Here is a 14180-nt window from a genome sequence, read left to right as displayed (position 1 = left end):
CTTCTCCTCCTTGTATATCAGGGTTTGAGGTCTGTGTAGGTCTCGCTCGGGTAGGTGATGAAACCGTGCCTGGTGAAGATCTCCTTTCCTTCTTCGGAGATGACGAACGCGGTGAACTGCTCCGCTTCGGTGGAGTGCTCGGACGAGGTCAGCACGCCGATGGGGACGATCTTGACCAGGTTGTCGGCGTTCGGGATGTAGATGATATCCATCTTCTCGGGCACGTAGAGGTCCTCCCAGATGATACCGACATCGGCCTGTCCCATGGAGATGTAGACCAGCAGTTCGTTCACCGTGCCGCTGCGGGTCACGAGGTTCTTCTCCACGTCAGTAAGGAGGTCGTTCTTTTCGAGGAGTTTGTCGGTCAGCTGCCCGATGGCGGTGCCGGGATTCTCGCCGAGAGCCACCCGCACCCCGGGCTTTGTCATGTCCTCAAGGCAGGTGATGCCGGCCGGGTTGCCCTTCGGAACGGCGATGACCGGGACGTGGTAGACGATCAGGTGCTCCTCCTCGACCAGCCCCTTCTCGCGGGCCGCATCGAAGTAGGCGGTCGCGCCCGGCATGTAGACGTCGCCCATCTCCGTCAGTTCCATCTGGGTAAGCAGGGTGTTCGACCCGCCGAAGACGAAGTTGATCGGGATGCCCGTCCTGTTCGTGAAGGTCGCCGCGATCTCGTCCATCGGTTCGCGCATGCCCGCCCCGCAGTAGACGAGCAGCTCGGGTTTGGCCGTTTCGGTCTCTCCCGGCGCATCGGTGGTGGTTCCGGTACATCCGCATGCAAAGGCGGCGGTTGCCGCGATAAGCAGTGCAAGAATGAGAAGCAGGTGTGCTTTCATAAGAATAATTACTCATGTGGGTAAAATAAACGTTTATACATTGGATCAAATTAACCAACACAAATTAATGGGTTTGCCCTGATTGAAATAGTAACGTGATTTCATAACCGCAACCCCGAACATACCGGATCCCCATCCGAAACCCCAAAAAGGAGACAAGACATACCGAGAGTTGCACAATGACGGAGAGCACCGGGACGGAAGAGAAAGGCATTCGGATCACCCTGGAGGAGGTTGCCGGAGCTGTCGGCGACTTCGGCACCATCTTTCCCATCCTGCTCGGTGTCGCCATCGTCTGCCCGGACGTGAACGTCAGCCATTTCTTCCTCTTCCTCGCCGCGTGGTTCGTCATCGCCGGTCTCTACTACCGCCTTCCCGTCCCCATCGAACCGATGAAGGCGATCGGTGCCATCGTCATCGCGGAAGGGCTTTGTGCCGGCGAGATCGTGGCCTCGGGCCTTGTCGTCGGCGCGCTCTTCCTCCTGCTCGGGCTCGTCGGCGGCATGACCTGGCTCGGGGAGCATATCCCGAAAAGCGTCGTCCGGGGGGTTCAGGCGGGGCTTGCACTCCTTCTCCTCAGGACGTCGCTCGGCTACATCGTCGCCGACGCTCTCTTTGCAGCCGTGTCCATCGGGATCATCCTCGTCTTCTTCGTTCTGTCGCAGCGCACCCGGATTCCGGACGTCTCCGCCCTGCTGGTCCTTCTCATCGGGCTTGCCGCCGGTATCGCCGTGCAGGGGATGCCGCCGTTCCGCCTGATGCCGCTTCCGGTCCCGGTCGTCCCGATGCCGGCGGACTTCCTCGCCGGAACCTGGGACCTTGCCCTCCCGCAGATACCGCTCACGATCGCGAACGCCATCCTCGCGACATCCCTCCTCACCTACGACCTCTTCCCGAAGAAGGGCGTGGACCCCGACCGGCTCTCGCGGACGATCGGGGCCATGAACCTGGTCTCGACGCCGCTCGGGGGGTTCCCCATGTGCCACGGCGCCGGGGGGCTCGCCGCCATGTACCGGTTCGGCGCGAGGACCGGTGGGGCGAACATCGTCGCCGGCATATTCATCCTCGTCTTCGCCGTCGCCTTCGCTCCGCCGGAGGTGCTGACCCTCATCCCCTTCGGCGTCTTCGGCGCGCTCCTGGTCTTCGTGGCGATCGAGCTCGGGAAGCACAGCGTAAAGACGGAGTCCTACCTGGTCACCGGGGTCATCGCCGTCCTCACCCTCATAGTGGGCCTCACGTTTGCGTTCATCGTCGGGATGATCGTTGCCTATGCGATGCGGTGGTGGGAAGGCCGGCGGTCCGGAACCTGACCTGCCCAGGGTTTATCCCGTCCGGCGTAAGACCCGGGTGAGATTCTCATGGACGCCGTCACCGCACTCGGTCTTCTCGCCGGATCGCTCACCACGCTCTCGCTCGCACCGCAGGCCGTCCGGGCGTGGCTGCCACGCGCTCAACCGCCGACCTCTCGCTCGCGACGCTCGTCGTCCTCCTTGCGGGCGTCCTGCTCTGGCTCGCCTACGGGTTGGTAAAAGGGGACGGCGCCATCGTCGCGGCGAACGCCGCGACCGCCCTCCTGGTCGCCCTCACCCTCTCGCTCAAGAAAAAGAACGGATGACGTGGATCGCCGTCGCCTTGACGGAGAGGGTGACGGGCGTTCCCGGAACGAGCGAGAGGTCGCGCACCGACCGCCGTGTCAGGACCGCAGTCAGTTCCACGCCGGCGTCCACCCGCACCTCGGCGACGGGGCCGTTCTCTGCGATCCGGAGAACCGTCCCGGCCATCGTATTCCGGGCGCTGGACTGCGGGCGGTCCCCGACGGCGACGACGACGTCGTCGGCCCGGATGCAGAGGGTGACCTCCTCGCCCGCCGCTGCGTCGGTCACTGCCTCGAAGGCCAGCCCTCCGGCAGCCACCGTCGCGAGCCCGCCGTCGTTTGCCGTCACCGTTCCGTCCAGGATGTTCTCGACCCCGATGAACGACGCGACCTCGCGGCTCTTCGGCGCGTTCAGCACAACGTTGGCCTCTCCTTCGTCCACGAGCGTCCCGTCGATGATCACCGCCATCCGGGTGGCGAGCAGGTGCGCTTCCCGGCGGGAGTGGCTCACCTGCACGATGGTGAGACCGTCCTCCCGGTGGAGCCGCCGGAGATCGTCGATGAACTTCTCCTGCGTGACGGGGTCGAGGGCCGAGAGCGGTTCGTCGAGGAGGAGGATGTCCGGTTTCACCGCGACGGCCCGTGCAAGCGCCACCCGCTGCTGCTCGCCGCCGGAGAGGGTTCCCGGGTAGCGGTCCGCGAGGTGGGTGATCCCGAACCGTTCGAGGAGAGGGGCGACCTCGGCCCGGGCCTCCTCCTTTCGCATCCCCCGCACCCGAAGACCGTAGGAGACGTTCTCGATGACCCTCATGTTCGGGAAGAGCGAGTAGTCCTGGTAGACGAGGGCGACCTTCCGCTTCTCCGGGGGGAGAGCGGTGATCTCGGTGCCCCGGAGGAGCACGCGACCGCTGTCCGGCCGGTGGAGGCCGGCGATCGCTTCGAGAAGCACCGTCTTTCCCGCACCCGACGGCCCGACGATGAAGTAGTAGTCGCCCTTACCGATCGTCAGGCTGACGTCGTCGAGCGAGAACGAGCCGAGTGCGAGCGAGACGCGGTCAAACGCGATCATCGTACCTCCCCAGGTACCGGGTCATCCGCCGGAGGAGGTAGAAGACCCCGAAGCTCACCAGGATGACCGTAAACGCAATGCTTCTGCTCGTGTGGATGCCGTCCGTCGTGAAGGAGTAGTAGATCAGCGTCGATATGATGAACGGGTAGTAGGCGATCATGATGACGCCGGCAAACTCCCCGATTGCCCTCCCCCAGGCAAGAACGGCCCCGCTGTACATGTGCCGGAGGCTTAAGGGGAGCGTGACCGTGCGGAACGTGGTGAAGGTGCCCGCCCCGAGCGTGCGGGCGACGTTCTCCAGGTGGACGGGCACCTTCTCGAACCCCTCCCGCATGGTGTTGACGTAGAACGGCGAGGCGACGAAGAGCATCGCGACGATCGTCCCCGGGAGCGCGTCCTCGAAGGCAAGCCCGACCTCCGAGAGCGGCGCACCGAGCCACCCGCGGCGCATGAAGAGGAGGTAGACGAGCAGGCCCGCCACCGTGTGCGGCAGGATGAGCGGGATGTCGACGATGCTCTCGACGACTCCCTTGAAGCGGGAGGGGCGGGACCGCGCGAGGACGTAGGCGAGCGGGGTTCCGAAGAGGATGAGGAGAAGGACGGCGCTCGCCCCCGCGCCGAACGTGAGGAGGATCGATCCGATCACCTCCGACGACGCCGCGACCTTGAAGAGATGCACCGGATCGGCGAGTTCCGCCGTCGCCATGTTCGCGAGGGCGAGCACCGTGATGCCGACGAGCAGCCCTCCCATGATGCAGAACCCGGCGGTGCACCAGTCGATATGCCGCCTCCCGCGCTCTCTCCACCAGGAGGGAGCTGCTTCACCATCCCCCCGGAGGGGGTCGCTCGAGAGCGTTCCGGTCTTCATTTCGGCACGTTCCTGAATAAGCGTTGTACGCGTCCGCTGATAACTGATGGCATAAAAAAGAGGGGTTCAGGCCTTCATCTCGACGAGCGACTGGAGAGCGGTCGGGACGTCGCCGTAGCCGCCCGCGGGCACGATCGGGGGCTGGCCGTCGCGCTCGAGGATCTCCTGTCCGGTGGCGCCGATCAGCATCTCCACAAACTCGGTGCCGAGGTCGGGATGTTCGGCGATCTTCGGGACGGTCACGCCGTAGACGATGGCGGAGCCGCCATAGAGCGTGGTGCCGTCGCCCTTCTTCGCCTCGGTCCGGACGGTCGCGTAGTTCTCCGCGAAGTCTATCGACGAGAGGTCGATCTCCTCGGGGAGCTCGATGAACTCGAGGTCGTGCTGGACGGCAACGCTCCTGTACTCCCAGGCGTAGTCAAGTCCGCCGGACTGGACCATCTGGACGAGTTCGACGCTTTTTGGGCGGATCGTCAGGGTGGTGCTGTCGGGCTTCGGGTCGGCGGCGTGGATCGTGTAGACGCCGTCTGCCTCGGTGACGGTAATGTTGCTGTGCTCGCTGACAAGAGTCTCGAAGATCTGGTCGTTTTCATAGTAGGCCTCGGCGAGCTGGATCACCATCGGGGTGCGGTAGCCGCAGGGGTCGGAGTTCGGGTCGGAGAAGCCCCATCGGACGCCGTCGCGGTCGAGGATCTCGTACCAGTTCTCGGCGGTGATCTCGCCGGCGTACTTGCTGTCGTTTGAGTAGGTAAGGACCATCCGGTTCTTCGCGAACGTGAGGTACCAGTCGGCGTGCTCCGGGATCATCATCTCAGGGATGAGGTAGTAGTCGGCGGAGGCGAGGACGTCGGCGGGCTTGCCGTTCTCGGTGATCTTCTTGATGCAATCGACACTGCCGGCGGGCTCGAGGAGCACGGTGACGCCGGGGTGATCGGCTTCGAACTCTGCCTTCACCTTCTCAAACGGCCCGGTCAGGCTGCCGGCATGGAAGACCTTCACCTGGACTTCTCCGGCGGCGGTTGCCGTCGCCGTGGGGGTCGTGGTCTGGCTGCCTGCACCGGGCGTCGAATCGGTGTTCGTTGTCCCCGTGCAGCCGCAGATCATGACCGCGGCAGCGACGATGAGACAGATAAACGCATACAGTCGGGTTGATTTCATGAAAGAAGTTTTGCGGGAGGTGCACAGTTAAATATATTCATTCAGGCGCGAGTTAACTCAAATTGGTTTACCCGGTGCTGCCGGTCGGGGCGGGGGCCGGAGATGTGGCCGGCAATACCGGCTCAGCGCCCCGCCTGCGGGATAAGGTGGACCGCCTTCGCCTGGAGGGAGACCCAGACCTCCATGCCGATCTCGAGGCCGAGGGTCTCCGCCCTCCTCGCGGTCACCAGTGCGACGAGATCGCACTCGCAATGCACCGCAACATTCACGAACGGGGCCGTGGGCTCGATGGCGGTGACCGTGGCGGGGAAGAGGTTCTCCGCCTCCTCGTAGCCGGGCTTCCTCCGGTGCAGGGAGATGTCTTCGCCCCGGACGATCATCTCGACTTCGTCGGCGGGCGGGGAAGTCGCCGAGAAGATCTCCTTGCCTTGCGCCTCCACCACGGTGAGCCCCTCTCGTTGCGCCACGACCCGGCCGGGGACGATGTTCTGGACGCCCACGAACCGGGCGATCCTCTGGCTCTTCGGCTCGCGGAATATCTCCCGGGAAGGCCCGGTCTGGGCGATCGTGCCCTCGATCATCACCCCGACCCGGTGGGCGAGACGCTGCCCCTGCGCCAGATCGTGGGTGCTTATGAGGACGGTCGTTCCTGCCTCGCGGTTCAGCCGTGTCACGATCTCCTCGATAGTGGCGGTGGATGTCGGGTCCAGGTTCGCCGTCGGCTCGTCCAGGAAGAGGATCTCGGGGTCGGTCACGAGCACCCGTGAGAGTGCCACCCGCTGCTGCTCGCCGCCGGAGAGATCGAGCGCCCGGCTTTTGATGTAACGGGAGAGCCCGACGGCTTCGAGGGCTTCCTTCACCTTCCGCTCGATCTCGTCACGCGGGGCGCCGCGGTAGCGCATCCCCATCGCGACGTTGTCGTAGACGGATGCGTTGAAGACGACCGGCCGTTGAAAGAGCATTCCCATCCGGCGGCGGAGGTCGAGCCAGGTGCCGCGATCCGTGACCGTGTCGATCCCGAAGACCGAGAGTTCCCCGGCGTTCGCGGGCTCGATCAGGTCGAGGAGCCGCAGAAGCGTGCTCTTCCCCGACCCGCTCGGGCCGATGAGTCCGAGGATCTCGCCTTCTTCGACCAAGAGGTCGACGTCGTGCAGGACTTCAAGGCTGCCGTAGGATTTTCTGATGTTGTGTGCTTCGATGATCGTCATGGTATCACCGCCGCTGCACCAGGGAGAGGGCTATGTTCACCCCGAGCGCCACCGCAAGGAGGATGATCCCGAGTGCAATCGAGAGGGAATAGTTTGCCATCGAGGTGTTGAGCGCGATCGCGGTGGTGAGGACGCGGGTGGCGCCCCGGATGTTGCCGCCGACGATCATCACCGTCCCGACCTCGGCGATCGCCCGCCCGAAGCCCAGGAGGACGCCGGACATGACCGCGAACCGGGCCTCCGCGATGATGGTCATGACCGTCTGGAGCCTGCTCGCGCCGAGCGCAGTGATCGTGTAGCGCTTGTCCCGGTCGATCCCGGAGAGCGCCGAGACCGTCAGCCCCATCAGGAGCGGGATGATGAGGACGGTCTGGGCGGCGATCATGCCGCCGGGGGTGTAGAGGAAACGAAGAAACCCGAAAGGCCCGACGTTGGAGAGGAGCAGGAACACGATCAGGCCCACGATGACCGTGGGGAGCGCATACAGCGTCTGCAGCGTGGAGACGACCGCGTGCTTGCCCCGGAACTCGTAGAAGTATATGAGCGCCCCGAGCGGCAGGGCGATCAGTGCGGCAAAGAAGGTGGCGGTGAGGGAGACGTAGAGCGAGCGGATGGTGATCTCCACCACCTGCGGGTCGAGGGTGATGATGAGCTCGATGGCCTCGACGAACCCCTCGATGATCGGGTTCCCGTTCACCACGCTCCCTCAACCCCCGTCATGCCGTTATTCACCTTGGTCCGCGGCTGCCATCCGTCCCTGATGCCGCTTATCCGGCCACCTCTCCGGTGCAGGTGCAGTTGAACGGCGGTTCGGTACACTCGGGAGCGTAGAGGGGCGTGAAGAGCGGCTTGCCGAACTCTTCGGCGCCGAACTCACCGATCATCTGTTTCGTCTCGTTCGTGGTGAGCCAGTTGATGAAGTCCGCGGCCCCCTCTGCGTTCACGCCGGGGTGTTGTGCGGGGTTGACGGCGATCGCGCTGTAGCGGTTCAGCAGTTCCGCCCCCTCGGCGACGACCGGTGCAAGGTCGAGTCGGTCGGCAAACGAAAGATAGGTCCCCTCATCGGAGAGCGTGTATGCCTGCTGCTCGTTTGCGAGGATCAGGGTGTCGCCCATGCCTTTGCCGGCCTCGACGTACCAGGCCCCGGCGTCCAGGATCTCGGTATCGTAATCGTAGCCCGCCTGCTCCCAGAGCACCTGCTCCTGGGTGTGTGTCCCGGAGTTGTCGCCACGGGAGACGAAGGCGACACCCGCCGTCTCATTCGTGCCGGCCGCGTAGATCGTCCGGAAGGCCTCCACCGGGGTCATGTTCGCGATCCCCGCCGGGTCGGACTCGGGCCCGACGATGATGTAGTAGTTGTAGGCGATGCACCGCGGGTTGATCCCGAAGCCGTCGTCGATGAACTGCTGCTCAAGGTCCGGGGCGTGGACGAGCACCAGGTCGACGTCGCCGCGCCTGCCGGAGTCGATCGACTGTCCGGTGCCCTGGGCGATGAACTGGAGGTCCATACCGGTTTCCTCCTCGTAGACCCGTTCGAGTTCCGCGAGCAGCCCGGTGTTCTCCAGGCTCGTCGTGGTGGCTATCCGCAGGACGTTTCCCCCGCCGGCGGGAGCGGTCGTCGCCGTGCCGGCCGGCGTCTCGTTTCCGCCCGGCGCCGGACTCGTGCACCCGGCACAGAGGGCGAGGATGAGCAGGATCGTGATGATGCCTGCCGCCAGATGAGTCGCATTTATCTTCATTGCAGCGCGTTCTGACGAGCTCCGGGAATATATATTTATCCCGGCCAGGTTGTTAATTAAACCTGATTGTCAGGGCGAGACTCACCGGACGATGGTGGGGTCGAAACCTTAACGCTCCCGCCCGCCGATTCTTTTCCTCATGTGGCAGGCGCTGGATATCGAGACCTGGATCGCCGGGCGGCGGTCGGACATCGACCGGGTGAGAGGGCCGGTCTCCGAGATCATCGGGAAGGTGCGGGCGGAGGGCGACACCGCCCTGCTCGACCTGACAAAGAAGTTCGACGGGATCGATCTTGCGGAGATCGCCGTCACCGGTGAGGAACTGGAGGCGGCTTACGACGAGGTGGACGCAGAACTGGTCGCGAGCCTCGTGGAGGCGGAAGAGCGGATCAGCCGGTTCCACGAACTGCAGCGCGGGCGCGACCTCTGGCTGCAGGAGATGGAGCCCGGGATCACCCTCGGCGTCAAGACGACCCCGCTCTCCCGGATCGGCGCCTACGTCCCCGGCGGGCGGGCGGCCTACCCCTCGACGGCGCTGATGTGCACGATCCCGGCGAAGGTCGCGGGGGTCGCGGAGATCTGCTGCTGCACCCCGCCGCCAATCAACCCGATCACCCTCGTCGCGCTCGACATCGCCGGTGTCGACGAGGTCTACCGGGTCGGCGGCGCCCAGGCGATCGCGGCGATGGCGATCGGGACGGAGTCAATCCCGCGGGTGGAGAAGATCGTCGGCCCGGGGAACGTCTACGTCACCGCGGCGAAGATGCTTCTCCGCGACGAGGCCGAGATCGACTTCCCCGCAGGCCCGAGCGAGATCGCGATCCTCGCAGACGGCACGGCGAACCCGACCTTCGTCGCGGCCGATATCCTCGCCCAGGCCGAGCACGACCCGAACGCCGCCTGCGTCCTTGTCGCGACCGATGCGGCCGTCGCCGATGCGGTCGGGGCCGAGGTGAAGCGGATGGCCGGGGAGGCGAAACGCCGCGAGATCGTGGCAAAGGCGCTTGAGCACTCCGGCTACATCGTCGCCGCCGACCTCGACGAAGCGGTCGCGACCGTCGACGGGATCGCTCCCGAGCACCTCTCGGTTCAGGTGGCCGACCCGCTCGCCGTCCTCAACCGCATCCGGAGCGCCGGGTCGATCTTCGTCGGCCCCTACGCGGCGGTTGCCTGCGGCGACTACGCATCGGGGACAAACCACGTCCTCCCGACGGCGGGCTACGCCAGCCTCTACTCCGGCCTCGATGTGAACCACTTCTGCCGGCGCTCGACGGTGCAGGTGATCACGCGGGAAGGGCTCGAAGCGATCGGCGACGTGGTGGAGACGATCGCCGACGCGGAGGGGCTCCACGCCCACGCGGAATCGGTGCGGGTGAGGAGAAGGGGATAGAGATACTCTTTTTTTTAGCGGCACGGGTTTTTCGAAAATATACCTCCCCTCCCGCCGGCTCACGGTTTCCCGTTCGGGATGATCGCGCTTATCCACCGGGCCCGCCGCAAGTGGATACGGCGGCAGAACCCGGCGCTCTTCAAGGACTACGACTGATGCCATGAGAGGGAGCGGAACACCCCATTTTCCGAGCCCGATCCTGTGCGGAAAAGACACACGATTGTACGGCTATCGGAGATTTCCGACGCCCATATGCGGATCCGAAGCCTTAATGCCGCCCAATGCGCAACACAAAACCAGAATGCTTATCGTTTAGTAATTTACTAAACCCTTTATGCCGAAACTTTCCGTTAACTTTTCTACGACGGCACTATGCCTGATCGCTGCAGTCCTGCTGCTTGTCGGCACCGCGAGCGCTGTCGGACCGATGCCCCCGACGGCGGCGTTCAGCGGCACGCCGACCACCGGCTCGGCGCCCCTTGAGGTGCAGTTCACCGATACTTCAGCGGGATGGCCGAGCTCATGGTACTGGGATTTCGGCGACGGCGGGACCTCGACTGACCGGAACCCCGTGCACGTCTATTCCTCCGCCGGGACCTACACGGTCAGCCTGACGGCCACCAACGCGGATGGATCGGACACGGAAACCAGGTCCGGTTACATTACGGTCACCCCTCCCCCGCCGGAAGCAGCCTTCAGCGGCACCCTGACGTCCGGCACCGCACCCCTGACCGTCTCCTTCACCGACGCCTCGACCGGCGGCCCGACCGGGTGGGCGTGGTTCTTCGGCGACGAAACCTACGGCGGAGCGTGGACGGAGCAGACCGGCGATGCCGCATGGCCGGAAAGATTCCAGCATGACAGCGTTGCGATGCCGGACGGGAGCATCGTAGTCATGGGCGGTCTGGACGATGAAGAAGATCCGTTGAACGACACCTGGCGATCGACCGATGGCGGCACGACGTGGACGCGGCAGACCGAGCACGCCGGGTGGACGGCAAGAGCCCTGCATACCAGTGTTGCGCTGCCGGACGGAAGCATCCTCCTCACGGGCGGTGACGACGAAAGCACCTGGAAAAATGACGCCTGGCGGTCGGCCGACGGCGGAGCAACATGGACGCAGGTGACCGATAGCGCCGACTGGACGGGGAGGCGGTATCACACCGCCGTCGCGCTGCCGGACGGGAGCATCGTGCTCACGGGCGGTCACGACGGCGTCTGGAAGAACGATGCGTGGCGTTCGACCGACGGCGGAGCAACGTGGACAGAGCTGCCGGATACCGGGTGGCCGGCAAGAAGCATGTTCGCCAGCGTCGCGGCGTCGGACGGGAGCATCGTCCTCATGGGCGGATTTAACGGTACCGCCGTTTTCAACGACGTGTGGCGGCTCCAGCCTGCAGGATCGACGGCAGAGAACCCCACGCACACCTATACCGCCCCGGGCACCTACTCGGTGGCACTGCAGGTATACAACGCCGGCGGGAGCGACATTGCGCAGAGCACCGGGTACATCACGGTCACGGCCTCCCCCACCCCGACCCCGACCCGCCGGCCGTCCTCCGGCGGCGGTGGCGGCGGCTCGACGGGCGGGCCGGACGGATACAACGTGGGCGGCGACTCTGTCGTGAGCAGGGTCAACGTCACCGGAACCGGGCTTGAGATGTTGATCGTCACCGGGTGGAAGCAGTCCTCCCCGGGAGCCGGCATTCCCCCGGCGCCGGGAACCCCGTACCAGTACATCGACCTGGTGCCGGCACGGTTCGAGACCATTACCGGGGCGAACATCACCTTCACCGTCCCGGCCGCGTGGCTCGAGGAGCATGGATTCACCCCCGAAGAGATCGTGCTCTACCACTACAACGGCACGGCATGGGAGGCGCTCCCGACGACGATCGAGAGCGTCACCGGGACGACGGTCACCTTCACGGCGACGACCCCCGGGTTCTCGCTCTTTGCGATCAGCGGGGTCGAGCGAGGCGAGGAGGTCGTGACGACCCCGACAGCGGCACAGACGACGCCGACAGCAGCGACGACGACGTCACGGGCGGCAGCAGAGCCCACCGTGACGCAGACCGCGGCCGCGCCGGCCGGTGAGCCGGCGCCCGAGTTCCCGCTCGGGACCGTCGCCCTTGTCGCCGGGGTGATCCTGGTGCTCGCCGGCGGCGGATACCTGATCCGGCGCTGGTGGATCAGGAGGCAGAACCCGGCGCTCTTCCGAAAATACGACTGACTTCGCGCCGCGACAGAATACCCACCTTTTTTGAACACTCTCCTTGTTTCGGCCGTTGGTGCTCGAACTCCGGGCAAAAAAGTAAGATCGGTTACCGCGACGTCGGCGGCGACGGCTCCGGGGCGGCCTCTCTGCGGACCATCTGGATCGTATCGATCGCGTCCTCGGCAACGCTCCGCACGTCCGCATCCTCGTCCAGGGTGAGGTTCCGGAGCGCGTCGATCGCCCGCAGGTCGCCGATGTACTTGAGCGCACCCGCCGTGTAGAGCCTGACGTTCCGGTCGGCATCCTTCGTCGCCGCGACGAGGGGCTCGACCGCGGCATCGCCCATCCGGATGAGGGCGCCCGCCGCTGCGCCCCGGACGTCGTCGGTTCCGTCGTGAAGAGCACCGATCAGGGGCTCGACCGCCGAGGCATCCCCGGTATCCCCGAGGACGCCGGCCGCGAAGATCCTGACGTCCGGGTCCGGGTCGGCAAGCATCCGGCGAAGCGGCTCCGTCGCTCTGTCGCCGAACTTAGCTATGGCTCCCGCTGCCTGGCACCGGAGGTCGTCGTTTTCGTCCCGAAGCGCCCGGACGAGGGGTTCTAACGCGGCGGGATCGCCGATCTCGCCGAGGATGGCAGCCGCATAGACTCGCCGGAGGTCTCCTTGCGTCTCGACTTCCCAGGTCCGGCCGCCCGGCCCGGTCACGGTCGGCGCTTCGCCGGCGCCCGGCGCCTCCCCGTACTTCGCCGCCTCCGGTTTCTCGAGGAGTTCGACCAGCGGCCCGACCGCCGGCGTCCCGAGCAGCGTGAGCGAGTCCGCCGCCGCCTCCCGAACCGCCGTCAGCGGATCGCCGAGCGCCCGGACGAGCGGCCCGATCGCTTCGGCGCCGCCGACGTCCCCGAGCGCCAGGGCGGCCCGCTGGCGGGTCAGGCCGTCGGTGCTGTTCAGCGCCCCGATCAGGCCGTCGACATCCTTCTCCGCTCTCATCAGGTCGATATTGAACCGCCTCTCGACGTCTTCTTGCTCCAACACTTTCACCTCCGCTTCGTCACCGTGACGTCGGCGGGACGGACGTGGCCATCCCGCGCTTCTGCCGGAACCGCGTCATCCCGTCCTCGGCCGCCCTCCGGACGGCGGGATCGGTGTCGGAGAGTGACCGACCGAGTGCGCCTTCCGCCCGCGGGTCGGCGATCTCGCCGAGGATGACGGCGGCGTAAGCCCGGCGGAGCCCCGCGTCGGGGACGGCGCTTTCCGGCACGACGCCGGCCCTTCTCGCTCCGGGGAAGAGGGCCTTGTGCGCCTCTGCATCCTCCGGGCCGCCGAACAGGTCGTGCTGCGCGATTTCGGGGTGCCGGAGGCTCTTCTCCGTCCCGACGTCCCCCGGGCCGCCGAGGAGGTCGTGCTGGGTGATCTCCTCCTCTCCTTCGACGGCCCTTCCGGCCCCCGCTCTCCTGATATCCTCCGGGCCGCCGAACGCATCGTGCTGGGCGAGCCCTTCCTCCTCGTCGCGAGCCCTTCCGCCTCCCGCTCTTCTGATGTCTTCCGGACCGCCGAACGCGTCGTGCTGCCTGATGCCTCCCCTGTGCCGGAGAGTCCTCTTCGTGGCCGGCATGCCTTCGGGCCCCCCGAGGAGATCGACCTGCGTCAGCCCTTCCCCGGGTGCTCCCCGCGCAAGCCCGTACCCGGCCGCAGCACCGGGGCGATCGAGGAGGTCGAGCAGCGGTTCGACCGCCGGTGTTCCGACGAGGACGAGCGCGTTCGCCGCCCCCTCCCGGACGTCCTGCACCGGGTCGGTGAGCGCCCGGATGAGGGGGTCCACCCCCCGCCATTCCCCGAGCGCCCCGAGGCCGAGTGCGGCACTCCGGCGGGTGGTCGGATCGCCGCTCTGCAGCGCCTCGATCAGGCCGTCGACGTCCTGTCTCGATGCCAGATGCTCGACATCGTACTGCTTCTCCCCTGCTGGAATATCCCTTCTCTGCACCACAATCACCTCATGACGGGGCGATATAATCGGTCATGAGTATAATAATATTGTGTATAAAAATCGTCACGTGCCGTAACGGCGATCCGGCTCCTCCAGGGAGGGGGGTGCGGGACCACGG

Annotated in this window: 13 protein-coding genes; 4 read left to right on the top strand and 9 right to left on the bottom strand. The window is 65.7% G+C overall.

The genetic code is table 11. The features are described from left to right. Nucleotides 1-17 precede the first annotated feature (17 nt). A complete protein-coding gene (gene modA / locus SZ63_RS03820) occupies nt 18-836 on the bottom strand; it encodes a molybdate ABC transporter substrate-binding protein (RefSeq protein WP_048181441.1) in 819 nt (272 codons plus the stop codon). Nucleotides 837-1015: 179 nt separating this feature from the next. On the opposite strand from modA, the gene SZ63_RS03815 reads away from it, so the two are divergent. Together SZ63_RS03815 and SZ63_RS03810 are read left to right on the top strand one after the other, a co-directional pair. Next, nucleotides 1016-2146 (top strand): putative sulfate/molybdate transporter, encoded by a 1131-nt coding sequence (locus tag SZ63_RS03815; protein ID WP_048181440.1) that lies wholly within the window; start codon nt 1016-1018, stop codon nt 2144-2146. A 125-nt stretch (nt 2147-2271) separates the two neighbouring features. Next, nucleotides 2272-2451, top strand: coding sequence for a SemiSWEET family transporter (locus SZ63_RS03810; RefSeq protein ID WP_052959052.1), 180 nt, complete (start codon nt 2272-2274; stop codon nt 2449-2451). Here the strand turns inward: SZ63_RS03810 and SZ63_RS03805 are convergent. The 6 genes from SZ63_RS03805 to SZ63_RS03780 all read right to left on the bottom strand — a co-directional run bounded on the left by SZ63_RS03805 (nt 2432) and on the right by SZ63_RS03780 (nt 8472). Then, nucleotides 2432-3499: an ABC transporter ATP-binding protein gene (locus SZ63_RS03805; protein ID WP_048181437.1), complete on the bottom strand. Its 1068-nt coding sequence runs from the start codon at nt 3497-3499 to the stop codon at nt 2432-2434. The two genes, SZ63_RS03810 and SZ63_RS03805, sit on opposite strands and share 20 nt — an antisense overlap. Continuing rightward, on the bottom strand, nt 3486-4367 hold the full coding sequence (locus SZ63_RS03800) for an ABC transporter permease (protein WP_241481235.1): 882 nt from the start codon (nt 4365-4367) through the stop codon (nt 3486-3488). The genes SZ63_RS03805 and SZ63_RS03800 overlap by 14 nt, the downstream gene beginning before the upstream one ends. 66 nt (nt 4368-4433) lie before the next feature. Then, a complete protein-coding gene (gene wtpA, locus SZ63_RS03795) occupies nt 4434-5525 on the bottom strand; it encodes a tungstate ABC transporter substrate-binding protein WtpA (protein ID WP_048181434.1) in 1092 nt (363 codons plus the stop codon). 122 nt (nt 5526-5647) lie between these two features. After that, nucleotides 5648-6733, bottom strand: a complete 1086-nt coding sequence (locus SZ63_RS03790) for an ABC transporter ATP-binding protein (protein ID WP_048181429.1) — start codon at nt 6731-6733, stop codon at nt 5648-5650. 4 nt (nt 6734-6737) lie between these two features. Then, on the bottom strand, nt 6738-7433 hold the full coding sequence (locus tag SZ63_RS03785) for an ABC transporter permease (RefSeq protein ID WP_048181426.1): 696 nt from the start codon (nt 7431-7433) through the stop codon (nt 6738-6740). Nucleotides 7434-7500: 67 nt separating this feature from the next. Continuing rightward, nucleotides 7501-8472 carry a substrate-binding domain-containing protein gene (locus tag SZ63_RS03780; protein WP_048181422.1) on the bottom strand — a complete coding sequence of 324 codons (972 nt, stop codon included), beginning with the start codon at nt 8470-8472 and terminating at the stop codon, nt 7501-7503. A 139-nt stretch (nt 8473-8611) separates the two neighbouring features. On the opposite strand from SZ63_RS03780, the gene hisD reads away from it, so the two are divergent. Both hisD and SZ63_RS03770 read left to right on the top strand, forming a co-directional pair. Continuing rightward, the gene (gene hisD, locus SZ63_RS03775) at nt 8612-9862 is read left to right on the top strand and encodes a histidinol dehydrogenase (RefSeq protein ID WP_048181419.1); all 1251 of its coding nucleotides are present in this window, start codon (nt 8612-8614) and stop codon (nt 9860-9862) included. Nucleotides 9863-10196: 334 nt separating this feature from the next. Further along, complete coding sequence (locus SZ63_RS03770) at nt 10197-12092, top strand: PKD domain-containing protein (RefSeq protein ID WP_082122637.1); 1896 nt, start codon at nt 10197-10199, stop codon at nt 12090-12092. Between the two features lie 91 nt (nt 12093-12183). Here the strand turns inward: SZ63_RS03770 and SZ63_RS03765 are convergent, their stop codons facing one another. Continuing rightward, nucleotides 12184-13107: a HEAT repeat domain-containing protein gene (locus tag SZ63_RS03765; protein WP_241481234.1), complete on the bottom strand. Its 924-nt coding sequence runs from the start codon at nt 13105-13107 to the stop codon at nt 12184-12186. A gap of 19 nt (nt 13108-13126) precedes the next feature. Then, a complete protein-coding gene (locus tag SZ63_RS03760) occupies nt 13127-14059 on the bottom strand; it encodes a HEAT repeat domain-containing protein (protein ID WP_048181414.1) in 933 nt (310 codons plus the stop codon). Between the last annotated feature and the right edge of the window lie 121 nt (nt 14060-14180).

This window comes from Methanoculleus sediminis (assembly GCF_001017125.1).
In the GTDB taxonomy this organism is placed as follows: domain Archaea; phylum Halobacteriota; class Methanomicrobia; order Methanomicrobiales; family Methanoculleaceae; genus Methanoculleus; species Methanoculleus sediminis.
This window is presented reverse-complemented; position numbering and strand designations above follow the sequence as displayed.